The sequence below is a fragment of the Jatrophihabitans sp. genome, assembly GCA_036399055.1.
In the GTDB taxonomy this organism is placed as follows: Bacteria; Actinomycetota; Actinomycetes; order Mycobacteriales; family Jatrophihabitantaceae; genus Jatrophihabitans_A.
On record DASWNX010000004.1, the window covers coordinates 20,769 to 44,539 of the forward strand.

Below are 23,771 nucleotides of genomic sequence, written 5' to 3' on the forward strand. Positions count from 1 at the left end.
TCAGCCAGAGCCCGCTGCGTGAAGCGGCATCAGCCCGAAGCGGTCTGAGCCGAGCTACCCGCTCAGCTTTGACTGTTGATCTTGAGGATGCCCCCTTCGGACACCAGGCCGAACGTGGTGCGCTCGGAAACCTGGCGGCCGTTCTCGTACACATAATTGACCGTCGCCTGGACAGTGCCCGGCGGAGTTCCCGCGACGTTGCTCACCGATACGCGTCGCACGTCGTTCCAGTAGCGCTCGTAAGAGTCACGGCCGCCGGCCCGGGTGTTCTGGAACTGCTGGGTCAGGCGCGTCCAGGCGCCGTCGGTGTTGTCGGGAAGCAGCCTGTAGTAGTCCCGGATAGCCGCGGCAAGCTCGGACGAGGTCGGCGTTCCGGCGACCTGCGAGGGGGTGCTCGACGGCGATGGCGTCGAGGACGGGGTGGTCACCGTGCTGGCCGTCGTGCTGGCCGCGGTGCTGGCCGGCGGGGACGACGTGGCCGGGGCGCTGGTCGGCGGCGGCGTGCTGGAGACGCGGGTGGAACTCGGCTGGCTGGTCGGACGCTGGCTGCTGCTCGGCGCGGCGGTGTTGTCGCCGTCGCCGTCGTTGAGCAGCACCAGCCCGGCGATGATGGCGCCGATCAGCAGTGCCGCCACGGCGAACACGATCAGCAGGCCGGTGGAACTACGCCGCTCGGGATCGGAGTCATCATCACCAGCAGGGGGAAGGACCGGCCCTCGGCCGATGGAGCCGCCGCCGGCCGGCAGCGCCGTCGTCTCGCCCGCTCGCGGACCGAGCGGCCCCGGATCGATCCGCTGGGTCGGGCCGGCGCTGGCCGCCACGCCGGCGCCGGCCATCCCGGCGGCGATGGGAGCCACCGCGGCCGGCGCGTCCGGGCCCGGTTTGACGGCTGCGCGGTCCTGCGGCTTCAGCGGCGGCGGCGTGATCGGCGGCGGTGAGCTCAGTGGCAGGGTGGCGACCGCGGTGGGCGCGGTGCTGTCGCTGTGCAGTGCCTTCAGGGTGTGCGCGACGTCGACCATCGGCGGCCGGCCTGCCGGGTCCGCGGCCAGCATCCGCAGCAGCAAGGGGGTCAACGGCCCACTGCGCCGCGGCGGGTTCACCTGTCCGGAGGCGACCTTGTGCAGGACGGCCATCGGGTTCTGGTCGGTTCCGAACGGCGGGGCGCCCTCGGTGGCGGCGTACAGGGTGGCGCCCAGGGAGAAGACGTCGGAGGCGAAGCCGGAATCGGCGCCGCGGGCGACTTCGGGCGCCAGGTAGGCGGGTGTGCCGGTGACCATGCCGGTCGAGGTCAGGGTGGTGTCGCCGAGGGCGTGGGAGATGCCGAAGTCGGTGATCTTGGCGCTGCCGTCCTCGGCGATCAGGACGTTGCCCGGCTTGACGTCGCGGTGCACGATGCCGGCGGCGTGCGCGGCGGCCAGGGCCGAGGCGACCTCGGCGCCGATCCGGGCGGCTTCGGTGGGGGGGACCGGCCCCCGGTCGTTGACGATGGTCTGCAGGCTGGTCGAGGGCAGGTACTGCATGATCAGGCAGGGCTGGCCGTCGTATTCGACGACGTCGTACACCGGCACGGCGTGCTGGTGGTGCAGCCGGGCGGTGATCCGGGCCTCGCGCATCGCCCGCTGGCTGGTCAGCTCGGCCTCGGCGTCGCTGAGCCCAGGCTGTGGCCGCAGTTGCTTGAGCGCGACCGGGCGTTGCAGCAGCTCGTCCCAGGCTTGCCACACGATCCCCATGCCGCCGCTGGCGATGCGGTTGACCAACCGGTAGCGCCCGGCGATGAGAACGTCAGGACCGCTCACTGGCACCCCCCACGTCGTCGGCCACCGCTCACGTCAGGACCGACCCTACCGACAGCCCCGGTTGCAGGGCCAAACGCCCATGAAGTCGGCGTGCGCTCATGGCCTGGCCAGCAAGCGCCGGGCAGAACGCAGGCCGCTCAGCCGTCGTCGGCTTCAGGCTGCGGCGCAGGGGTCCGGTGGGCGCGTAGCCGGGCGCGCATCTCCTCGTTCGCCCGGAGCAGCTGTTGGTTGCGCTCGCGAGCGCCCCGGGCCTCCTCGCGCATCGATCTGGCGCGCAGCGCGGTCGCGGCGGCGTCTTCGCGATGCGGACGTGGCAGCTCGGCCATGACGACTCCGGCAATGGGCGCCGGCTCGTCCCCTGCTGCTGACGAAAGGCGGGCCGGCCTGGCCATTCTAGCTCTCGGGTCGGGGCCGGAGCCGTGGTGAAGCCTCAGGGCCAGGCAGTCGACCGGTGGACACCAGCTCGTCGGCGATGTCGCGGAGCTTGCGGTTGCTGTCCTGGCTGGCCAGCATCAGCATGTGGAACGCCATCTCGCCGGTGACCTTGAACCGTTCCATCAGGATGCCCTGGGCCTGGCCGATCACCTCGCGGGTGGACACCGCCGCCTGCAGGTGCCCGCGGACGCGTTCACCTGACATGGCGACCGCGGCGTGGCTGGCGAACAGCAACGCGACATGCTCTGACTCGTCGTTGAAGGAGTCGACCTGCCGGCTGAACAGATTCAACGCCCCCAGGTCCTCGCCGTCGACGAACAGCTGCACCGCGAGCATGCTGCCGACGCCCAGCTCGCGCGCCCTTGCCACGAACCGGGGCCAGCGCCGCTCGGCGTGGATGTCGGCCAGCCGGATCGTGTGCTGGTCATAGAGCGAGTCCAGGCACGGTCCTTCGGCAAAGTCGTACTGGGCGTGGTCCACGGCCCGGGCCAGCTCACCGGTGGCGGCCAGGGTCTTGACGTCGCGGCGGCGCTGGATCTCGGAGATGCTCGCCTCCATCGCGCCGGGCACGGTGTCCACCGCCGCCCGCACCACCGCGTCGAGGGTCGACTGCAGGTCCGGCTGCTTCGCCAGCGACTTCGCCAGAACGCTCAGCTGTTGGGCCAGTCGGTCCTGGCCGACGCTGGCGCCGGTGTCCTGGTCAGAGGGCTCACCCCGGCGGCTCGGATCACTGTCGGCGTTGGTCATGGTCGCGCTCCTTCGTCAGACCACCTGCCGGTGGGCCGGCCTTGAGTGGCTGTCGAGGCATCCCACTGCGCGAGAGTACGACAAGTGAAGGTGGTTGAAGCCAGACATATCCAGAGGGCACTTCTCAGCAGGCCAGGCACTGGCTTTTCGACGTCGCCGCGCGGAACGTTGACGCTGCTCGCGGTGTTATGTCATCGATGTCAGAGACCATGTCAGAGACCGTGTCAGAGACCCTTCAGATCAGCACTGCCCCAGGCCGCGTCTGGACACCGAAGCGGGTGCTGATCACCCGCGCCGCGGCCGGTCTGGAGCACACCGCCGAGATCATCCGCCGCTGCGAGGCCGCCGGCGTGACCGATATCCAGCTGCTCCCCGGCGACCGGCTCACCGGGTTGCGCGGCGAGTCCGAGCGCCAGACCTACGCGCTGGCCAAGTCCAGCCTCGCGGTGGTGGTGGCGCCGCCGAGCGCGTTGAAGCCCCAGCCCATCCCGCCCAGCGCCGACTGGCGGATCGACCTGGCGCGAGGCTGCCCCGCGCACTGCCAGTACTGCTACCTGGCCGGTTCGCTCGGCGGCCCTCCGATCACCCGGGTCTATGCCAATCTCGACGACGTGCTGGCCGGCATCGGCACCCACGCCGGCCGTGGGCACGTCACCAGCGGCACCGTTGAACGCGGCCACGAGGGCACCACATTCGAGCTGTCCTGCTACACCGACCCGTTGGGCATCGAGCAGGTCACCGGCTCGCTGGCCGCGGCGATCAGCAGGGTGGGCCAGGGCGAGTTCGGCGACGGCGTGCAGTTGCGCTTCACCACCAAGTTCGACGACGTGGCCTCGCTGGCCGGGCTGCCGCACGGCCGGCGCACCCGAGCGCGGTTCTCGGTCAACGCCGCGGAGGTGGCGACGAGGTTCGAGGGCGGCACCGCCCGGATGCCGGCGCGGCTGGCCGCGCTGCGCACGATGGCTGAGGCCGGCTACCGGGTGGGCCTGACCATCGCGCCGATCATGCCGGTTCCCGGTTGGCAGCAGGCCTATGGCGAGCTGCTGGACGACGCCGCGGCCGCTGTCGAGGGCGTCGCCGACCTGGACCTGACGGTCGAGCTCATCACCCACCGCTTCACACCTGCCAGCCGGGACGTCCTGCTGCAGTGGTACCCGCGCACCAGGCTGGAGATGGACCCCGACCAGCGCAGCGAGAAGCGCTCGAAGTTCGGCGGCGTCAAGTACGTCTACCCGCGTGAGCTGATGACCCAGATGCGCCAGTGGTTCGACACCGAAGTGCCGCGCCGGCTGCCGGCGGCGCGCATCCTCTACTGGACCTAGCCCACCGGAGCTGGCCTGCCGCCGCTCCCAGCCCTCGGGCCGTGGGCGCCAAAGCCGGCCGATCGGCTTTAATACGCTTTGGCTTTGTAACGCCCGAGCCGCACACTGGGACGCCGGGATCGGAAGAGAAGTGAGTGGCACATGGCGACTGAGACGCAGTCGGAGAGCGCCGGAATCTGGGCCACCTTCATCGAGTCGCCGGTCGCGGTCAAGGCGATCATCGGCGGCGTGTTCGTCAACCGGGTAGGTGGCTTCCTCAACATCTTCCTGGTCCTCTACCTGATCGCCGAGGGGTACTCGGCCTCCCAAGCCGCGCTGGGACTGGGCAGCTACGGCGTCGGCGGCGTGATCGGCGTGCTGGTCGGCGGGATGCTCGCCGACCGGCTCGGCGCCCGCAACGCCACGGTGCTCAGCATGTCCAGCTCGGCGGTGCTGATCGCCTCGCTGCTCTATCTGCACGACTACCTGTTGCTGCTGATCGCGGTCGGGCTGGTGGGCCTGGTCAGCCAGATCTTCCGGCCGGCGTCGGCGACCCTGCTCTCGGAGCTGACGTCTGAGAGCCGGCAGGTGATGATCTTCGCGATGTACCGGTTCGGGCTGAACGTCGGCGCCACCGTCGCCCCGTTGCTCGGGTTCGCGCTCTACAACCTCGACCACCAGCGGTTCACCCTGCTGTTCTGGGGCGAGGCGCTGGTCGCGCTGGTCTACGCGGGCCTGGCGATGGCGACCCTGCCGCGCCGGGCCAGCCGCGCTGGCGGGACCGACGACGCCGAGCCGACCGGCGGGTACCTCGACGTCCTGCGGGACCGGCGTTACGTGCTGTTCCTGGTCGCGGCGCTGATCAACTCCGCCATCTACATGCAGTACCTGTCCACGCTGCCGCTGGACGTCAAGGCCGAGGGCGTCCCGATCTTCTGGTACACCTTCGCGGTCGCCCTGAACGGCGGCCTGGTGATCGCCTTCGAGTTGCCGCTGACCAAGCTCACCCAGAAGTGGCCGATGAAGCTCACGACCGGCCTGGCCTTCCTGCTGATCCCGATCGGCGTCGGCTTCTACGGGATGCCCCTGGGCCCGGCGGTGATCATCATCGGCACCCTGATCTGGACCACCGCCGAGGTGTCCGGCGCCCCGTCGGTGTTCGCCTACCCCGCGATGGCCGGCCCCGCGCACCTGAGGGGCCGTTACATCGGCAGCTTCCAGTTCATGTTCGCGCTGGGCTCGGCGCTCGGGCCGATGATCGGCGGCGCGCTGTTCACCCAGCTCGGACACCGGGTCTGGCTGGTCCTGGGACTGGGTGGCCTGCTGGCGGTGCCATTGGGCCTGGCCGGGGTCCGCAGCACAGCCAAGCCACCCGCCGCCGAGGAACCGGCGGCGGAGTCGGCCACCGCGCCGCCGGCGTCGCAAGATCTGGCGACCGCGCAGCCGCCGGTCGAGCTGCCGCCGGGCGGCCTCTCGGTCGCCGAACGCCCGCCGGGTTGACGCGAGCCGATGGGCACGCGCGCAGACGGCGCCCGCCGCCTACCTCAAGGCCTCGGCTGAGTGCTCGGCGTAACACTTGCGCGTCCGCGTCGTTGAGCTTGCGTGATGTGGGTGATAAAACCACCCATCTGATATGAGTTGCGGTCTAAGGCTAACGCGCAGGGCGTCTTCGGACCGCGCCACACGTGTCGAGCGCGCCGAGAGGCGCAGAGGAGCTGATGATGGCGGCAGAGCTGACCCCGATGTCTGCAGACGAACTGGCTGCCGAAGGCGCCACCGCGCTTCCTGACAAGGAGGTCATGTCGCTGCTGGATCTCAACGCCAACCTCGACCTGGCCCTGGACGTCGCGGCGCCGATCGACCTCGCGGTCGCGGCGAATGCCAACATCGCCGCGCCGATCAACGCCTCGGTGGGCGCCAATGTGCTGTCGGTGGGCTCCACCGCCGGCGCCCAGGCGCTGCAGGGCGCAGAGATCTCACAGGGCATCACCGGTGACGCCGCGGCGACCTCCGACCAGACCAGCGGCATCGACCAGGGCGCCGAGCCTGCTGACACCGCGATCCCGGCGCCGGTTCCCACGCCGTCGGATGCGCTGGACGGCGACCTGCTCAACGTCAACGTCGACCTCAACGGCGACCTAGATATCGCCGCGCCGATCAACGGCGCGATCGCGGCCAACGCCAACGCCGCGGCGCCCATCAACGCCGCCGTGTCGGCCAACATCGGCTCGATCGACTCGAGCGCCGGGGCGGTCTCGCAGCAGGCGGCCGTGATCAACCAGGACATCACCGGTGACGCGACCGCCGACGCGACCCAAGACTCCACGATCGACCAGCAGTCCTAACGCCGGGTGAGCGTCGTCAGTGGAGCTGCCGGCGGCGGGGGCCCGCAAGCGCCGGCCGGCCGGCCGCTCGAAGGCGGGTCAGCCACGCCGGACGGCTCGAGCGAGGTCCCGGTCCAGGCCTCCGGCCTGCAGCTGATCGGTCAGACGCCGGGCTCGGGCTATCGCAAGCCGCCCTCGCTGGCACGCCGGGCCGACGGGCAGATGCTGCAGCTGACGAGCCTGCTGTACCGGACCCTGGAAGCCATCGACGGCCAGCGCGGCTACGACGAGATCGCCGCGCACGTCAGCGCCGGCTCTGATCGGTCGATCACCGCGGCCGACGCGCGGATGCTGGTCGAGTCCAAGCTGCGCCCGCTCGGCGTGGTGCGCCTGGCCGACGGCTCGCAACCGGAGCTGCGCAGGTCCAATCCGCTGCTGGCCCTGCGGTTTCGGTGGGTGGTCTCCGACCCGGCCGTGACCCGGCGGATCACCGCCCCGTTCGGCTGGCTGTTCAACCCGCTGGTCGTCACGGCGGTGCTGGTGGCCTTCGTCGGAGTGTGCAAGTGGCTGCTCTTCGATCGGGGCCTGGCACTGGCCGCCCACCAGGCCTTCGACAGGCCCGGCCTGCTGCTGACCGTCTTCGCGATCACGGTGGCCTCGGCCGGCTTTCACGAGTTCGGCCATGCCGCGGCCGCCCGCTACGGCGGCGCCACGCCGGGCGCGATGGGCGCCGGGCTGTACCTGGTCTGGCCGGCGTTCTACACCGACGTCACCGACAGCTACCGGCTCGGACGCGGCGGCCGGATCCGCACCGACCTCGGTGGGCTGTACTTCAACGCGCTGCTGTCCGTGGCGATGTTCGGGCTCTGGAGCCTGACCGGCTGGGACGCGATGCTGCTGGTGATCGGCGCCCAACTGGTGCAGATGGTCCGGCAGCTGCCGCCGCTGGTGCGCTTCGACGGCTACCACCTGCTCGCCGACATCACCGGGGTGCCCGACCTGTTCCATCGGATCAAGCCGACGTTGCTCGGCCTGCTGCCCAGCCACTGGGGCGATGAGGAGTCCAAGGTCCTCAAGCCCTGGGCCAGGGCGGTGGTGACGATCTGGGTGCTGCTGGTCGTTCCGCTGCTCCTGCTCGTCGCGCTGGTCACGGTGCTCAGCCTGCCGCGCATCCTGGCCACCGCGGCGGTCAGCTTCCAGCGGCAGTTCAGCGCCATGCTGGAGCGCTTCGGCGCCTTCGACCTGGCGGGCGGGCTGGTCAAGCTGCTGGCCGTGGTCGCCGTGGGACTGCCCATCCTGGGCATCGGCTACCTGCTCGTCCGGGTGGTCAGGCAACTGAGCGGCGCGATCTGGCGGGCCACCGCGGGCAAGCCCGGGCGTCGGGCGCTGGCCGGGCTGCTGGCCGCGGTGGTGCTGCTGGCGCTGATCTTCGTCTGGTGGCCGCGGGGCAACTACCGCCCGATCCAGTCCTACGAGCGGGGCACTATCGGCCAGATCGTGCCGGCCGCCTCGCACACCGAGTCAGCCGGCCTGCGAGAGGGCCGGCAGGACTCGGCGGTGACGCTCTGGCCCGCTGACGCCGGCCCGCTGCCCAGCGCCGAGAAGCCGGCCCTGTCGCTGGTGCTGGTCCCACGCTCGAACACCCCGGACGGCAAGCTCGCGCCGACCTGGGTCTTTCCGTTCAACCGCCCGGCCGCGCCCGGACCGGGTGACAACCAGGCGCTGGCGGTCAACACCTCCGACGGCACGGTGGTCTATGACGTCGCGTTCGCCCTGGTGTGGGCCGACCAGAACACGGTCCTGAACAAGAACGAGGCCTACGCCTTCGCCAGCTGCAACGCCTGCAAGGCCACCGCGATCAGCTTTCAGGTGGTGTTGATCCTCGGAAACGCCAACGTCGTGGTGCCGCAGAACATCTCAGCCGCGGTGACCTACCAGTGCGTGTCCTGTGTGACCCAGGCCCTGGCGGTGCAACTCGTCCTGAGCGTGTCCGCTGTCCCCAGCGCGGCTGAGATCGCCGACGTCCAGGCGCTCTGGCGTGAGATCGAAGCGTTCGCCGGGCAGTTGCGAGGCCTGTCCTTCGCCGAGATCCATGCCCGGCTGATCGGGTACCAGAAGCGGCTGCTCGACGTCATCACCCAGTACGCCCCGGGTGGGGCAGGGGCGGTCTCCAGCAGCAGCCCCGGCTCCGGGTCGCCGTCCGCGCCCGGCGTCAGCGGTTCGGGGGCGCCGCCGAGCGGCAGCCTCCCCGCGAGCACGGCTCCGGGCGAGAGCTCGATGAGCCCTTCCGGGTCGGGTCTCGGGTCGCCCGGGGCGTCGGAGTCCGCGTCAGAGTCTGCCTCGCAGACCGGCTCTGCGTCAGAGTCGGCCTCGGAGACCGTGTCGCCGCCCGAGGCGAGCACCGCCGTCCCCACCGAGTCCGCGGGCACACCCACCTCCACTCCCTGACGACTACCGTTGTAAGCAGCGCGGTGGCCGGCTGTAGACACTTCGTCTATGGACTCGGAAAGCCTCGCCCGGAAGGGGCACGGTGGAAGTCAACGCACGGCTTACCCGCTAAGTACCAAATTGTCTTAATATTGGAGCAAGGTCGGGGTCAGCGACGGCCGACGCCGGCAGGAGCGATCGCTAGAGCGGGGAGTCGACATGACCAGCACCGATCCGCCTCTGGAACGTGCGGTCGCTCAAGCGTGCGGACGGGGCGCGCTGTGCTGACCCACCTGCAGTTGCTGGAGGCCGAGAGCATCCACATCATCCGAGAGGCGGTCGCCGAGAGCGAGCGGCCGGTGATGCTGTACTCGATCGGCAAGGACAGCACGGTGATGTTGCACCTGGCCCGCAAGGCGTTCTTTCCAGCTCCGCCGCCGTTTCCGCTGATGCATGTGGACACCACCTGGAAGTTCCGGGAGATGTACGCCTTCCGCGACCGGGTGGCGGCGGAGACGAAGATGGAATTGATCGTGCACCAGAACCCTGACGCGCTGGCCCGGGGCATCAACCCGTTCACGCACGGCTCGGCGGTGCACACCGACATCTGGAAGACCGAGGGACTGCGGCAGGCGCTGGACAAGCACCGGGTCGACCTGGCTTTCGGCGGCGCGCGCCGGGACGAGGAGAAGTCCCGCGCGAAGGAGCGGGTGTTTTCCGTCCGCACGGCCGAGCACCGGTGGGATCCGAAGCTGCAGCGTCCGGAGTTGTGGCAGCTCTACAACGGCCGCACGAAGCTGGGTGAGAACCTGCGGGTGTTCCCGCTGTCGAACTGGACCGAGCTGGACGTCTGGCAGTACATCAGACAGGAGCAGCTCGAGGTGGTGCCGCTCTATCTGGCCGCGCCGCGGCCGGTGGTGGAGCGCGACGGCATGTTGATCATGGTCGATGACGACCGCTTCCCCCTCGCCGAAGGCGAGAAGCCGACCATGCGGCAGGTCCGCTTCCGCACCCTGGGCTGTTACCCGCTGTCCGGGGCGGTGGAGAGCACGGCCACCACGATCGCCGACATCATCGGCGAGATGCTGGTGACCACCACCTCGGAGCGGCAGGGCCGGCTGATCGACCACGACTCGACCGGTTCCATGGAGCGCAAGAAGCAGGACGGGTACTTCTGATGACGGGTCTGACCGAGCCGATCGCCGACATCGAGGGCTACCTCGACGCCCACGAGCGCAAGTCGCTGCTGCGCTTCATCACCTGTGGCAGCGTCGACGACGGCAAGAGCACCCTGATCGGCCGGTTGCTCTACGAGTCGAAGATGATCTTCGACGACCAGCTCAGCGCGCTGGAGGCGGACTCGCGGCGGTTCGGCACCCAGGGCGGCGAGCTGGACCTGGCGTTGCTGGTGGACGGGCTGAGCGCTGAGCGGGAGCAGGGCATCACCATCGACGTCGCGTACCGGTTCTTCGCCACCGAGCTACGCAAGTTCATCGTGGCCGACACCCCGGGCCACGAGCAGTACACCCGCAACATGGTCACCGGCGCCTCCACCGCCGAGCTCGCCGTGATCCTGGTCGACGCCCAGCGCGGCGTGCTGACCCAGACCCGCCGGCACACTTTCCTGGTGTCGCTGCTGGGCATCACCGACATCGTGCTGGCCATCAACAAGATGGACCTGGTGGACTTCGACCAGGCCCGCGCCGAGCAGATAGCGGAGGAGTACCGGCAGTTCGCCGCGCAGCTCGGCCTGAGTGAGATCACCGTCATCCCGATGTCGGCGGTCCGCGGCGACAACGTGGTCACCCGCAGCCCCGCGATGCCCTGGCACGCCGGGCCGTCGCTGATGGAGCACCTCAACACCGTTCAGCCCCGCCGGAGCGCCACCGCGGCGGCGGAGCCGTTCCGGCTGCAGGTGCAGATGGTGTCGCGCCCGGACCACACCTTCCGCGGCTTCGCCGGACGCGTGGTGCGCGGCTCGGTCCGCCCGGGCGACGCGGTGATGGCGCAGCCGGCCGGCACGCCCGCCACCGTCGAGCGCGTCGTCACCTTCGACGGCGACCTGCCCGAGGCGGTGACCGGCCAGTCGATCACGCTGACCCTGACCGAGGAGGTGGACGTCAGCCGGGGCGACGTGCTCTCTGCCGCCAGCGAACCGGCCGGCGTGGCCGACCAGTTCGAAGCGGACGTGGTCTGGATGTCGGAGCAGGCGATGCTGCCCGGCCGGCGTTACCTGGTCAAGCTCGGCACCCGGACCGCGGGCGCGGTGTTCAGCCGGCCCAAGTACCGGATCAACGTCGACAACCTGGACCGGATGGCCGCGACCACTCTCGGCCTGAACGACATCGCGGTCTGCGCGCTCAGCCTCGATCGGCCGCTGGTCTATGACACCTATGAGCACAACCGTGACATGGGCGGCTTCCTCATCATGGACCGGTTGACCAACGACACCCTCGGAGCGGGCATGCTCCGACTGGAGCTGCGCCGCTCGGCCAACATCCGCCGGCAGCACGTCGAGGTGAACAAGCAGGCCCGGGCCCGGCTGACCGGCCATCAGCCGGCCGTCGTCTGGCTCACCGGCCTGTCCGGCGCCGGCAAGTCCACCATCGCCAACCTGGTCGAGGCCAAGCTGCACGCCCTGCACTGCCACACCTACCTGCTCGACGGCGACAACGTCCGGCACGGGCTCAACCGCGACCTCGGCTTCACCGAGGCCGACCGCGTCGAGAACATCCGGCGCATGGGCGAGGTGGCCGCGCTGATGGCCGACGCGGGCCTCATCGTGCTGGTCTCGGCGATTTCGCCCTACCGCGGCGACCGCGACCAGGCCCGGGCGCTGGTGGGGGAGAACGAGTTCCTCGAAGTCCACGTCGACACCCCGCTCGAGGTCGCCGAGTCTCGCGACCCCAAGGGCCTGTACGCCAAGGCCCGGCGGGGCGAGCTGCCGAACTTCACCGGGATCGACTCCGCCTACGAGGCGCCCATCCAACCCGAGGTGCGCATCGACACGACCAGTGTCACTCCCGAAGAGGCCGCCGATGAGGTGGTGGCCGGTCTGCGCCGGCTGGGAGTGCTGAGCTAGCCGAGCAGCCGCATTCCGGCGCGCGCGGCAGCGCCGGCGAGCTGTCCTCGACCGTGGATGGGCAGTCGCTGGAGCGGGTCCATGAACCGACTCGCTCAAGCCTCAGCGATCCTGGTGATATCTACCATATACAGACATTGCGCACGAAAGGCGTTAACCTTACGAAACTAACCTTCTGAAGTGCTGAGCCGCGTCGTGGGGTCACCGGCAGGAATGCCTACTGAAATCAGTGGGTCCGTGGCCCGGATTGACGACCGCCTCGGCCGCGATCGAGGCGGCGAAAGGCTGTGCGCATGGTCGAGCTGGGCGCGGCAAGCGCCGCCGAGGCCGAGCGGGACAGCCCGTCACTGCCGGTCGGTGCGCCCGGTGGTCAGTGGTCACGCGGCTGGGCCCGGTTACGCGCCCAGCGGTGGGGCCTTGCCGGCGGGCTGGCGGTGCTTGGGCTCATCGGGGCCGGCCTCTGCGCGCCGCTGCTGGTGCGGCTCGAAGGGCAGGACCCTTACACCTACCATCTGGACCTGCTCGACGACACCCGCGGCAATGCCCCGCGCGGCCGGTTCGGCGGGGTCAGCGCGGCGCACTGGTTCGGAGTGGAACCGCTGACCGGCCGCGACCTGTTCGCCATCGCGCTGTACGGGTTGCGCACTTCGCTGCTGGTCGGCATCACGGCCACTGCTGTGGCGGTGCTGATCGGCCTGCTCGTCGGCCTGCTGGCCGGCTATGCCGGCGGGATCACCGACTCGGTGCTGAGCCGGTTCATGGACGTGATGTTCGCCTTTCCAGGCTTGGTGTTCATGATCGCGCTGACCGCGTTGGTGCCGGACTCGCTGCCCCGGGTGCTGGTGGTGGTGGCGGTGATCGCGGCCTTCGGCTGGACCGCGATCGCGCGGGTGGTGCGCGCTCAGACGCTGGCGCTGATGAACCGGGAGTTCGTGTTGGCTGCCCGCTCGCTCGGCGCCGGCTGGCGGTGGATCCTGATGCGGGAGGTGCTGCCGAACCTGGCCTCGACCGTGATCGTGTTCGCCAGCCTCTCGGTGCCGGCCGCGGTCGGCACCGAAGCGGCGTTGTCCTTTCTCGGGGTCGGCATCCCGCCACCGGCCCCGGACCTCGGCCGCTCGATCAGCGACGCCGTCGCCTGGGTGCAGGGCGATCCGATGTTCCTGCTGTTCCCGGCCGGCCTGCTGTTCGCCACGGTGCTGGGGTTCAACCTGCTCGGCGACGGCCTGCGCGACGCGCTGGACCCGCGCACCGACCGGATGGTCCGAACCGGACGGCGGGGCAGGGCCCGATGACCCGGTACCTGCTGCGCCGGATCGGTGGCGTGCTGGTGGTGATGCTGCTGGTGACCGCCGTCGCCTACCTGGTGTTCTTCCTGCTGCCGTCGGATCCGGCCAGGCTGTCCTGCGGCAAGCCGTGCACCCCGGACCAGTTGGCCCAGGTGCGCGCGCTGCTCGGTTACGACCATTCGGTGCCGGCGCAGTACCTGCAGTACCTGCGCGGGATCGTGCTGGGCCGCGATTACGGCAGTGGGGCGGCCGGCCTGCACTGCCCGGCGCCCTGCTTCGGCTACTCCTTCCCGCAGGGCCGCCCAGTCACCGCGCTGATCGCAGACCGGTTTCCGGTGACGCTGTCGATCGCGGTGGGCGCCGCGCTGCTGTGGCTGGTGACCGGTGTGCTGGCCGGCCTGGTCAGCGCGCTCTATCGCGACAGCTGGCTGGACCGCCTGGTGACCGTCGGCACGCTGGGCGGGGTCTCGGCGCCGACCTTCCTGGTCGGGTTGGTGGGCATCCTGGTCTTCGGGTTCCGGTTCAACGTGCTGCCGGTCAACGGCTATGTCGCGCTCACCGACGACCCGGCGCAGTGGGCGTTTCACCTGATCCTGCCGTGGTGCACGCTGGCCTTCGTCTTCGCCGCGATCTATGCCCGGCTGACCCGTACCCAGTTGCTGGAAGTGCTCAGCGAGGACTACATCGCGATGGCCAGGGCCAAGGGCCTCAGCCGGCGGCGGGTGTTCGTCCACCACGCGCTGCGGGCCGGGCTGACCCCGGTGCTGACGCTGTTCGCGCTGGACCTGGGCGGTCTGCTCGGCGGCGCGGTGATCACCGAGAAGGTGTTCGGCATGCAGGGCCTGGGGGCGTTGCTGATCGACGCGGTGGCCAGCTCCGACCTGCCGGTGGTGGTCGGCTGCACGGTGTTCGCCGGGCTGCTGATCGTGCTGGCCAACCTGGCCGTCGACCTGCTCTACGGCTATCTCGACCCGAGAGTCACCAGCTGAAGCTGGAGGCCGAACCAACCGAAGGGATCTGACGATTATGCGACGAACGGTGCTTGTCGGCTTGGTGGTCGCGCTGGCCGCCATCAGCGTGTCCGGCTGCGATGCCAACAACAAATCCGCCGGGCCGGCTCAGACCAAGGCCAAGGCCGGCGGCGAGCTGAATGTGCTCAGTTCGGCTTCGACGATCAACCTTGATCCTGCCAAGAGCCAGAACCTGGCCACCAGCACCATCCATCTGGTGCTGCGCAGCCTGACCACCTGGCAGGAAACGGCCACCGAGGCGCCCACGGTGGCGCCGGACCTGGCCACCGACACCGGCCAGGTCTCCGATGGCGGCAAGCGCTGGACCTACACCCTCAGGCCCGGTCTGAAGTACGCCGACGGCTCGCCGATCCTGGCCGCCGATGTCAAGTACGGACTGGAGCGCTCCTTCGCCGCCCAGCTGTCCGGTGGGTTGGCCTACCACAAGACGTTGCTGGCGGGCGGTGAGAAGTACCAAGGCCCATTCGACGGCAAGCAGCTCGACTCGATCCAGACGCCCGACGATCACACCATCGTCTTCCAGCTCAACAAGCCCTCCGGGGACTGGCCGTGGATCGCCAGCATGCCGGCGTTCGCGCCGGTGCCGAAGAAGGCCGAGGACATCCAGCATTACGGTGAGAACCCGATGGCCAGCGGCCCGTACCAGGTCTCCTCGCTCAAGCAAGGCTCGACGCTGGTGCTCAAGCGCAACCCGCACTGGGACCGCGGCAGCGACCCGGTCCGGACCGCCCAGCCGGACACCATCGTCTACACCATGGGCCTGGAGCCGACGGTGATCAACCAACGGCTGATCGCCGACCAGGGCAAGGACCGCAACGCGATCTCCTCAGCGAACGTGCCGGCGGCGTTGTTACCGAAGGTGCTGGGCAATCCGAGCGTGGCCCAGAGGCTGGCCACCTCGCCCAGCGGCGCGCTCAGCTACCTCGCGATCAACGTCACCCGCCCGCCGCTGAACAACCTGCAGGTGCGCCAGGCGCTGCAGTACGCGGTGAACAAGAAGGCGGTCCAGGTGGCCGCCGGTGGCGCCAAGATCGGCGGCGAGCTGGCCACCACCCTGATCACCCCTGGCATCCCCGGCTATCAGTCCTACGACAAGTACCCGGCCGACCCCAGCGGTGACATCGCCAAGGCCAAGGCGCTGCTGAGCCAGGCCGGCCACGCCAGCGGCGTCTCGTTGACCCTGCTGACCCGCAACGACAGCATCCACCTGGCTCAGGCGCAGGCGGTGCAGTCCGGGCTGACCGCGGCCGGCATCAACGTCCGGCTCAAGCCCGAAGACAGCGACTCCTTCTATGCCGACACCGGCGCCAGCAAGGGCGACTACGACCTGGCGTTGCTCAGCTGGCTGCCGGATTACCCGAGTGCCAACGGCAACATCGCGCCGCTGTTCGACTCCAGCCAGATCGGCAACGGCAACTTCAACGCCAGCCACTACAGCAACCCCGCTGTGGACAAGCTGATCGCGCAGGCCAGCGCCGAGACCGACCAAGCCGCCGCCCAGGCGCTGTGGGGCCAGGCCGACCGGGCGATCATGGACGACGCGCCGGTGGTGCCGCTGCTGTACGCCCGCAACGCGTTCCTGCGCGGGTCGGGCGTGGCGAACTTCTACGCGCCGCCGTACCCGCCCTACGTCAACATGCTGGTGGTCGGGCTGGCCGGCTGATCGCCGACTGTCCGGACCGCGTTCGAAGTCCGCTACGCGCGGGCGTGCCGGTGCTCCTGCCACGTGGTGCTGAGTGCCTGTGTGAACGTGTCGACCGGCTGGGCGCCGGAGACGGCGTACTTGCCATCGAAGACGAAGAACGGGACTCCGGTGATGGCGAGCTGGCGAGCGAGCTCGATGTCGTTGTCGAAGTCGTTGCCGTAAGCGTCGGAGTCGAGAATCTCGCGGGCTCCGTCACGCTCGAGTCCGATCTCGGCCGCCAGGTCGGCCAGGACATCGAGGTTGCCGACGTGGAGGCCGTCGGTGAAGTAGGCCCGGAAAAGGCGTTCGACCATCTCGTGTTGCTTGCCCTGGCTGCCGGCGAAGTGAATCAGGCGGTGCGCGGTGCGGGTGTTCGTGGCGATGACCTTGTCCAGGTTGTACGTCAGGCCGACCCGCGCGGCCCGCGAGGTGGTCCGGGCGCTCATCGCCTCAGCTTGCGCGCGCGGAACGCCGCGTTCCTTCACCAGGAGGTCGTTGAGTTCGAAGGCAGCATCGTGCGGCAGCGCAGGTAGGAGCCGGTAGGAGTGGTACCGGCCGACGCACACCTGCTTGTTGCAGCGAAAGTAGCTGTGCGTGCCAGGTCGGTGCTCTTGGGGAAGCACTGCCGTGCCGCAGCAGGCCATGGGTGTTGGGGCCCGCTTTACACGTCCTGGACCTGGCGCGAGACCTCCGCGAGCGCGAGGATCTTGGGCTTGTCGTGGTCGGCTGAGTGCCACACCACCCCGTACGCGCACTCCTGGAGGTCCTCCACCGGCAGATACCGCACGTCCGGTCGGGGGTAGAGGGTTGCGGCCGAGGCCGGGACGAACGCGATCGCGCCTCCCAGCGACACCGTCGACAGCAGCGTCTCGAACCGCGTCACCTGCTGGTCGCTATAGCGGACGGTGGTCCCGTCCGGCCACGGGTCGCCGGACCAGAAGCCGCGGCGGACGGGGAACTCCTCCGAGACGAGGCTGACGATCAAGTGATGGCTGAGCTCGGCCAACGACACGACGTCACGCGCGGCGAGCGGGTCGGATACGGCCACGCAGGCCAGCCGCGGTTCGGTCGTGAGTACCTGATCGTGCATGCCTTCAGGGGCGGGCAGGTGAACAAAAGCGGCGTCGATCTCGCCCTCGGATAGCATCGCGAACTGTTCGACGACGTCGTCGGCCACGTGTACCTCCGGGCCGAGCTCGGGGTGCTGCGCGGTGACCGCAGCGATCACCTTGCGGGTCACGGGCAGGGCGCCGAAGCTTTCGCACACGCCGAGGCGCAGCTTGCCGCTGCCCGCCGCCGCGCGGTGTGCAGCGTGGCGCAGGGCGTGACCCGCGTCCACGGCATCTTTTACATAAGGGAGCAGTTCCTGGCCGTGCTTGGTGAGCTCGACCTGCCTGCTGGTACGGGTGAACAGCTGTACGCCGAGGCGTTGTTCGAGCGATCTGATCTGCTGACTCAGTGCGGGCTGGGTGAGATAGAGCCGGTTCGCCGCACGGCCGAAGTGAAGCTCCTCTGCCAGCACCAGCAGCAACCGCAGCTGGTGGCCGGTGGGATCGTCTCCGCTCTTCACGATGCATGCTCTGGTCGATCAATAACTGTCACGTTATCACTGTACGTTAAATTATGATTGATCTCTACTCCCCATACGAGTGACTTGTCGCGATTTCGGCGTATGCTTTGGTCTGCATAGTTGAGAGTAAGGCGTTCGCCTAATAGCCGAAGCTGACAAGTAACTCAAGGACCTTGTTTGGGGGCTCATTTTGAGTAGTGCGACAGCCGGGGTGTTGGATCCGGTCATTGAGGTATCTCAAAGAGTCCTGGAAATTCTCTACCGTTACCGTCGACTTGACAACTCCGTCGATTATGACGACAGGTCGTGCATCGCGTGCTTTGAAGCGCGCAGGACAAAGATCGATGAATTCGTCCGGAAAGGCGAACCTATCCACTTCGCCATCCCGGCTTTTCCCGCGAAATCACCCAACCAAACTAAGGTGCTGGGTGCACTGCCTGACCTGGGTGAACAGATGGCACTCGGTTTCCTGCAGTCGTTGTGTGACTACATCAGTCACTTCTACGCTCCGGGCGCCCGCATCACGATCTGCTCTGACGGCCACGTGTTCGGCGATGTCGTCGGGGTCAGCGACGCGGCGATTACCGCTTACCGGGAAAGTCTCACGGACATGATCGAGAAGTCGGACTGGACCTCGTTGGCGATGTTCGGGCTCGACGACGCCTTTGGCGCCCTAAACTATCCGATGCTGCGTGACCTGCTCGATCGCAATTACTCCAGCACGCTCGACGAACTCAAAGAGAGCGTCCGCACGAACCCGGCCACCCTGTCGCTGTTCAACGGAATTCACCGGTTCATGTTCGAGGACGCGGTCGGCATGCGGGGCGACTCCCTGTCGAAGGCCCGGTTGCGGAAGGAGTCAAAGGAGAGCGCTTACAACACCATTCTGCGGAGCAATGCCTGGAGCCGGGTCGTCACGGAACGTTTTCCAAACGCCATGCGGCTCTCGATCCACCCACAGCCACCACACTCCGAGAAATTCGGGTTGCAACTCATGCGAACAGGTGACAGCTGGTTGACACCTTGGCACGGAGTGGCTCTGGACGACGGGGCGACGATCTCGCTGGTCAAACGGTCGCAGGCCGAGAAAGTCAAGGCCACCGTGGTGTGGCGGTACGGCAGGCCCAGTCATTTCGTCGCTCCCCACCTTGGCATCGATTCCTAGAAGGGTGGTCAAGTCATGACAGCGCCATCGTCAACTTCGCTCAATACTCTGGTCCACACTCCGCTGCGCCCGTTCGGGCGAATCGTCGAGGCACCCGGCGGCATCAACGTGGCAGATATCCCGGTCGAGACGCTTGCCGCGTGGACCGTCGAATCCCGCGTGCTCGTGCTGCGTGGATTCGACCTGATGGCGAAGCAGGAGTTCGCCGATTGGTCTCGGCGCTGGGGCAAAGTGCTCGAATGGCCGCCCGGCGAGGTTGTCGACCTGGTGGTGGAAGACAACCCGAAGAACTACCTGTTCGCAAGCGGCGACGTGCCGTTCCACTGGGACGGAGCATTCGTGGCGGACAATCCACGCTGGTTCTTCTTCCAGTGCCTCGATGCCACCCCCGCTGCGGGCGGTGAAACCGTCTTCTCCGATACCACGGCGGTGTACCGGGATGCCGATCCGGAAACGCGAGAGCGGTGGTCGCGGGTCAGCATGACTTATACGACCGACAAGCTCGCCCACTATGGCGGTCGGGTCACCGAAAAGCTTGTTTCCCAGCACCCGGCGACCGGTCTGCCGGTATTGCGGTTCGCCGAGCCGCTCGATCCGAATAAATACAAGAATCCCGTGTCGGTCGAGGTCGACGGCGTCGATGATCCGGAGAAGTTTCTCGCCGAGCTTGCCAGCCTGGTGCATCGCCGCGAATATTGCTACCACCACGAGTGGCGTAGCGGTGACCTCCTGCTGGCGGACAACTTCTCGCTGATACACGGTCGCAACGCGTTCAGCGGCCCGACCAATCGACACCTGCAGCGGGTCGAGGTCATTTGATGGGCATCGGCATCGTGGGAGCCGGGATTTCCGGCCTTCACCTGGCTCTACGCCTCCAGCAGTTCGGGATGGAGGTCACGCTTTATACCGCGCAGGACCCTGAGGACATCCGCACGGGACCGCCGCTGAACTTCGTGACCCGGTTCGACTCGACCCGAAAAAGGGAGGTCGCGCTCGGTGTCACGGAGTGGGCGTCCAGCCAGTTCGACAACCCGTGGATGCACATGCGGCTGGAGGGCGCGGACCTTGAGTTCCGGGGAAAGCTGCCGAGCCCGGCGAGCTCGGTCGACTTCCGGATGTACCTGAGCGGGTTGCTGGAGGAACTCCACCGACGCGACGGGAAGGTGGCACGGCACGCGCCGCTGACTCGCGGGGAACTGGCCAAGCTGGCGCAGCGGCACGACCTGCTCGTCGTGGCGGCCGGTCGCGGCGCCGTGACGGAGGTCTTTCCCCGCGATCCGGCGCGGTCGCCGTACGACTCGGCGCCGAGGTCGCTGCTGGGCGGGCTTTTCACCGGCGTGCGGCCACCGGAGCCCGCCGGAATGACCATGAACATGGTGCCCGGCGCGGGCGAGGTGCACGCGCCCTCGTACCACTCATTCGGGGGAATGCTCACCGCGATCCTGATCGAGGCCGTCCCCGGCGGGCCGTTCGAGGAAGTCACCCTGGGGGACTACCGCGGCGATCCCGACTTGCTTGCCAAGAAGGTGCTCGACCTGATCACTCACCACGCGCCGTCGTTGCGGGAGCGCATCGACGAACGTGCGTTCGGTCTGGCCCGACCAGGGGATCACATGCAGGGCGCCCTGGTGCCGACCGTGCGCCACGGGGTTGCGCAGGTCGCCGACGGACGGTTCGCGGTGGCCATCGGGGACGCGTGGATCGTGAACGACCCGCTGACCGCACAGGGGGCGAACCTCGGTTCGCAGCAGGCGTTCGAGGTCGCGCACCTGCTGTCCACCCACAGCGGCCCCTACGACGAGGCCTTCTGCCGGATGGTCTCGGACACGCTGTGGCAGGCCGCGCAGCCGGTCGTCGACTGGACGAACACTTTCCTCGGCGAGCCGCCGCCGCACGTGGTGAAGCTGCTCTCCGCCGCTTCGGCGGATCAGCGGGTCGCGGACGCGTTCGTGGCGAACCTCGACCGTCCGGCCGAAATGTGGCAGAGCATCCGTACGCCGGAAGACAGCACAAGGTTCCTCGCGGCGGTCACCGACTCAGGGGTCGTGTCATGAATGTCAAGGTCGGCCTGGTCTGGGACGCCGTTGGGCCGGTGGCGGCGGGGCGGGGCCTGCTGGACTTCGCGCGCGATCAGAAGCTGGATGCCTTCCTGGTGTTCGACCATCTGATCAACGTCTTCCCCCGACAGGTGTGGGACACCGACTTCACCCCTCTCGCGCAGGCGATGCCGGAACCTGACCAGTGCCTCGACTTCGCCACCGTGCTGGGCAACTTCGCCCCACACGCCGGCCCGGTCCAGCTGGTCGTCGGCGTCACCGACCCTGGCCGTAGGCACCCGGCGGTGCTGGCGCAGACGGCGTTGACGCTGGCTCAACTCACTGAACGGGCGCCGGTGCTGGGCATCGGCGCGGGCGCGTTCGAGAACCTGGTGCCCTATGGGCTGCCGCACGAGCGCCAGGTCGAGCGGACCGAAGAGGCATTGCAGATCCTGCGGATGTTCTTCGACGGCGTCGGGCCGCACGACTTTCAGGGCCACCACTTCACCCTGGATCAGGCACTGATGGGCCTGCGCGCGCCCGAGGGTCGCGCGCCCGAGCTCTGGGTCGGCGCGAACGGCTCGCGGATGCTGCGGCTCACCGGCCGCTACGCCGACGGTTGGGTGCCGTCGGAGCTGGTAGTGCCCACCGAGTACGCGCGGCGGCTGGGCATCGTGCGCACTGCGGCGGAGACGGCCGGGCGTGACCCGGACGGCATCGTCGCGGCGGGCGGTGTCCCGATCGTCGTGGCCGACACCGACACCGAGGCGCGGAAACTGTTGCAGAACAAGCTGATCCGCTATATGGCGCTGCATGCGACCGCGGACGCCTGGCGGGTACACGGGCGCGAGCATCCGTTCGGCCCTGACTACCGGGGCCTGAAGGAACTGCTGCCGCACAAGCTCACCCGTGCAGAGTTCGACCGGGCAATGGCCGACATCCCGGAGGACGTGGTGGCGGCGCAAGCGATCGTCGGCAGCCGGGAGACGGTGCTGAATCGGATCGGTGACCTTGTCGACGCTGGCCTGCGGCACCCGATGCTGATCCCAATGTCCGCGCTCGCCTCGCCCGATGCAGCGCAGTACACGATCGAGTCGGTGGCCTGGCTCGGCGCGCAGCTGCATTCGACCGCGGCGGTGACGGCGTGATCGGCATCATCGGGGCCGGTATCTCCGGCCTGCAGCTGGCGTTGCGGCTGCAGCAGCTGGGCGTCGCGGTGACCGTGTATTCGGCTCAAGACGTGGGTGCGCTGAAGTCGGCTGCTCCCCGGAATTTCCCCGCGCGGTTCGGATCGACCCAGGAACGCGAGATGACGCTGGGCGTGTTCGACTGGGACACTGCGGCAGCCCAGGTGCGAAGCTGGTCGGTCGAGGTCCACATGCCAGTTGGTCGGCTGGCCTTTGAGGCCACCCTGACCCCGCCGTCTAGCGTGGTGGATTTCCGAATTTACCTACCCCACCTGTACGAGGTCTTCGCCGCGCGCGGCGGCGAAGTGATCGTCGGTGCGCCGGACATCGCAGAGGTGGCGCGCAGGCACGAACTCGTGGTGGTGGCCAACGGCGACCGCTCGATGCGGCAGCTATTCCCTCGCGACCAGAGGCGTTCGCCGTACGACGGTCCACAACGGATCCTGACCAGCGGCCTGTACCACGGCATCAGTGAGAACAGCCCGAACCAACTCGACCTGGCGCTGATACCTGGCGTCGGGGAGATCCTGCGGATCCCGTTCCTGTCACCGGCGGGCCGGGCGGACGTGCTGGCCTTCGAAGCGGTGCCCGGCGGGCCGCTGGAAGCACTGAGCACGCTCGACGCGGACGCTGATCCGGCTTTGTTCTACCGCGAGGTGCTTGCGATGGTGGAGAGGTTCACACCGGAGCTGCGCGGCCGAATCGACACGGCCGAGTTTGCCGCCATCGGCCCGCACGAGGTGCTGCAGGGCGGTGTGACACCGGTGGTGCGCAAGGGCTGGGCCAAGCTGGCAGACGGCACCTGCGCCCTCGCCATCGGCGACGCGTGGATCACCAACGACCCGCTCACCGCACAGGGCGCGAACCTGGGGTCCCGCACGGCGTTCACACTCGCCGACCTGATCACCGCCGCCACCGGCCCGTTCGACGAGTCGTTCTGCCGCACCACTTCCGAGCGCCTGTGGGAAGACGCCCGGCCGGTGGTCGAGTGGAGCACCGCGTTCCTCGCGCCGCCGCCACCGCACGTGGCTGGCCTGTTCGGGCAGGCCGCGCAGAACCGGCGGGTCGCCGACGCGTTCGTGAGCAACTTCAACGACCCGGCCACCATGTGGCAGATCCTTTCCAGCCCGGAAGGCGTGGACTCGTTCCTTGCCGGCTTCCTCGAAGGAGCACGATGACCGACAACAACATCAGCCTCGACAAAAAGGGGCGGTTCATCCCCGAGGGCGAGCAGACCGCGGTGTGGCTGATGGGCGGGCTCGCGCAGGTGCGCGTACCCGGCCAAATGACGCGCGACGCCTTCACCGTGGTGCAGCACACCGGATTGCGTGGTTACACAACCCCACAGCACGTGCACCACTTCGAGGACGAGGTCTTCTTGGTGATCGAGGGGGCACTGAAGCTGGTCTGCGACGGCAGGGAGCAGCTCGCCGAGGCCGGTGACACGATGATCATCCCCCGGACCGTCCCGCACGGGTTCGTTGCCACCTCCGACATCAAGTTCCTCACCATCCACTCGACGCCACGCGAGGGAGAGCGGCCACAGTTCGACCTGTTCCTCGACGCGGAGATCCCGCACGCCGAGGCGCTCACCCTGCCCACTGAGGAGTTTCCGTTCGGGCTCGACCACATCGTCAAGCTCGGCGAAACCTACGGGTACGGCTTCGCCGGACCGGCCCCGACCCTGTGAGAAGAGGAGA

The 23,771-nt window shown here is 68.5% G+C and carries 20 protein-coding genes; 15 read left to right on the forward strand and 5 right to left on the reverse strand.

What is annotated here, in order from left to right:
• Positions 1 to 62 precede the first annotated feature (62 nt).
• From VGB75_01055 to VGB75_01065, 3 genes are all read right to left on the reverse strand, one after another.
• Positions 63 to 1,796, reverse strand: coding sequence for a protein kinase (locus VGB75_01055; GenBank protein ID HEY0165605.1), 1,734 nt, complete (start codon positions 1,794 to 1,796; stop codon positions 63 to 65).
• 137 nt (positions 1,797 to 1,933) lie between these two features.
• On the reverse strand, positions 1,934 to 2,122 hold the full coding sequence (locus VGB75_01060; protein HEY0165606.1) for a hypothetical protein: 189 nt from the start codon (positions 2,120 to 2,122) through the stop codon (positions 1,934 to 1,936).
• Between the two features lie 67 nt (positions 2,123 to 2,189).
• Complete coding sequence (locus VGB75_01065) at positions 2,190 to 2,978, reverse strand: GAF and ANTAR domain-containing protein (protein HEY0165607.1); 789 nt, start codon at positions 2,976 to 2,978, stop codon at positions 2,190 to 2,192.
• Positions 2,979 to 3,175: 197 nt separating this feature from the next.
• Between VGB75_01065 and VGB75_01070 the strand changes: the two genes are divergently transcribed.
• The 9 genes from VGB75_01070 (at position 3,176) to VGB75_01110 (ending at position 16,092) form a co-directional block, all read left to right on the forward strand.
• Positions 3,176 to 4,300, forward strand: coding sequence for a hypothetical protein (locus VGB75_01070; GenBank protein ID HEY0165608.1), 1,125 nt, complete (start codon positions 3,176 to 3,178; stop codon positions 4,298 to 4,300).
• Between the two features lie 141 nt (positions 4,301 to 4,441).
• A complete protein-coding gene (locus tag VGB75_01075) occupies positions 4,442 to 5,779 on the forward strand; it encodes an MFS transporter (GenBank protein HEY0165609.1) in 1,338 nt (445 codons plus the stop codon).
• 242 nt (positions 5,780 to 6,021) lie between these two features.
• Positions 6,022 to 6,624: a hypothetical protein gene (locus VGB75_01080; GenBank protein HEY0165610.1), complete on the forward strand. Its 603-nt coding sequence runs from the start codon at positions 6,022 to 6,024 to the stop codon at positions 6,622 to 6,624.
• A 6-nt stretch (positions 6,625 to 6,630) separates the two neighbouring features.
• The gene (locus VGB75_01085; GenBank protein HEY0165611.1) at positions 6,631 to 9,051 is read left to right on the forward strand and encodes a hypothetical protein; all 2,421 of its coding nucleotides are present in this window, start codon (positions 6,631 to 6,633) and stop codon (positions 9,049 to 9,051) included.
• 260 nt (positions 9,052 to 9,311) lie between these two features.
• The gene (cysD, locus tag VGB75_01090; protein HEY0165612.1) at positions 9,312 to 10,208 is read left to right on the forward strand and encodes a sulfate adenylyltransferase subunit CysD; all 897 of its coding nucleotides are present in this window, start codon (positions 9,312 to 9,314) and stop codon (positions 10,206 to 10,208) included.
• Positions 10,208 to 12,112, forward strand: a complete 1,905-nt coding sequence (gene cysN, locus VGB75_01095) for a sulfate adenylyltransferase subunit CysN (GenBank protein HEY0165613.1) — start codon at positions 10,208 to 10,210, stop codon at positions 12,110 to 12,112. The genes cysD and cysN overlap by 1 nt, the downstream gene beginning before the upstream one ends.
• A 293-nt stretch (positions 12,113 to 12,405) precedes the next feature.
• Entirely contained in the window at positions 12,406 to 13,404 is a 999-nt protein-coding gene (locus VGB75_01100) for an ABC transporter permease (protein HEY0165614.1), read from the forward strand.
• Positions 13,401 to 14,387 carry an ABC transporter permease gene (locus VGB75_01105; GenBank protein HEY0165615.1) on the forward strand — a complete coding sequence of 329 codons (987 nt, stop codon included), beginning with the start codon at positions 13,401 to 13,403 and terminating at the stop codon, positions 14,385 to 14,387. Before VGB75_01100 ends, VGB75_01105 begins: the two co-directional genes overlap by 4 nt.
• Before the next feature lie 49 nt (positions 14,388 to 14,436).
• The gene (locus tag VGB75_01110; GenBank protein HEY0165616.1) at positions 14,437 to 16,092 is read left to right on the forward strand and encodes an ABC transporter substrate-binding protein; all 1,656 of its coding nucleotides are present in this window, start codon (positions 14,437 to 14,439) and stop codon (positions 16,090 to 16,092) included.
• A 32-nt stretch (positions 16,093 to 16,124) separates the two neighbouring features.
• Here VGB75_01110 and VGB75_01115 read toward each other — a convergent pair whose 3' ends face one another.
• Together VGB75_01115 and VGB75_01120 are read right to left on the reverse strand one after the other, a co-directional pair.
• Positions 16,125 to 16,757, reverse strand: a complete 633-nt coding sequence (locus VGB75_01115) for a DsbA family oxidoreductase (protein ID HEY0165617.1) — start codon at positions 16,755 to 16,757, stop codon at positions 16,125 to 16,127.
• 17 nt (positions 16,758 to 16,774) lie between these two features.
• On the reverse strand, positions 16,775 to 17,683 hold the full coding sequence (locus VGB75_01120) for a LysR family transcriptional regulator (protein ID HEY0165618.1): 909 nt from the start codon (positions 17,681 to 17,683) through the stop codon (positions 16,775 to 16,777).
• 211 nt (positions 17,684 to 17,894) lie between these two features.
• Here VGB75_01120 and VGB75_01125 point away from each other — a divergent pair, with 211 nt between their 5' ends.
• Genes VGB75_01125 through VGB75_01150 form a run of 6 tightly spaced genes read left to right on the forward strand, consistent with a single transcriptional unit; the run spans position 17,895 to position 23,761 of the window.
• Positions 17,895 to 18,848 (forward strand): isocyanide synthase family protein, encoded by a 954-nt coding sequence (locus VGB75_01125; protein HEY0165619.1) that lies wholly within the window; start codon positions 17,895 to 17,897, stop codon positions 18,846 to 18,848.
• Between the two features lie 15 nt (positions 18,849 to 18,863).
• On the forward strand, positions 18,864 to 19,667 hold the full coding sequence (locus VGB75_01130) for a TauD/TfdA family dioxygenase (protein HEY0165620.1): 804 nt from the start codon (positions 18,864 to 18,866) through the stop codon (positions 19,665 to 19,667).
• Complete coding sequence (locus tag VGB75_01135) at positions 19,667 to 20,902, forward strand: styrene monooxygenase/indole monooxygenase family protein (protein ID HEY0165621.1); 1,236 nt, start codon at positions 19,667 to 19,669, stop codon at positions 20,900 to 20,902. Before VGB75_01130 ends, VGB75_01135 begins: the two co-directional genes overlap by 1 nt.
• A gap of 38 nt (positions 20,903 to 20,940) precedes the next feature.
• On the forward strand, positions 20,941 to 22,032 hold the full coding sequence (locus VGB75_01140; GenBank protein HEY0165622.1) for an LLM class flavin-dependent oxidoreductase: 1,092 nt from the start codon (positions 20,941 to 20,943) through the stop codon (positions 22,030 to 22,032).
• Positions 22,029 to 23,249 carry a styrene monooxygenase/indole monooxygenase family protein gene (locus VGB75_01145; protein HEY0165623.1) on the forward strand — a complete coding sequence of 407 codons (1,221 nt, stop codon included), beginning with the start codon at positions 22,029 to 22,031 and terminating at the stop codon, positions 23,247 to 23,249. The genes VGB75_01140 and VGB75_01145 overlap by 4 nt, the downstream gene beginning before the upstream one ends.
• Entirely contained in the window at positions 23,246 to 23,761 is a 516-nt protein-coding gene (locus VGB75_01150) for a cupin domain-containing protein (protein ID HEY0165624.1), read from the forward strand. The genes VGB75_01145 and VGB75_01150 overlap by 4 nt, the downstream gene beginning before the upstream one ends.
• Positions 23,762 to 23,771: the final 10 nt, after the last annotated feature.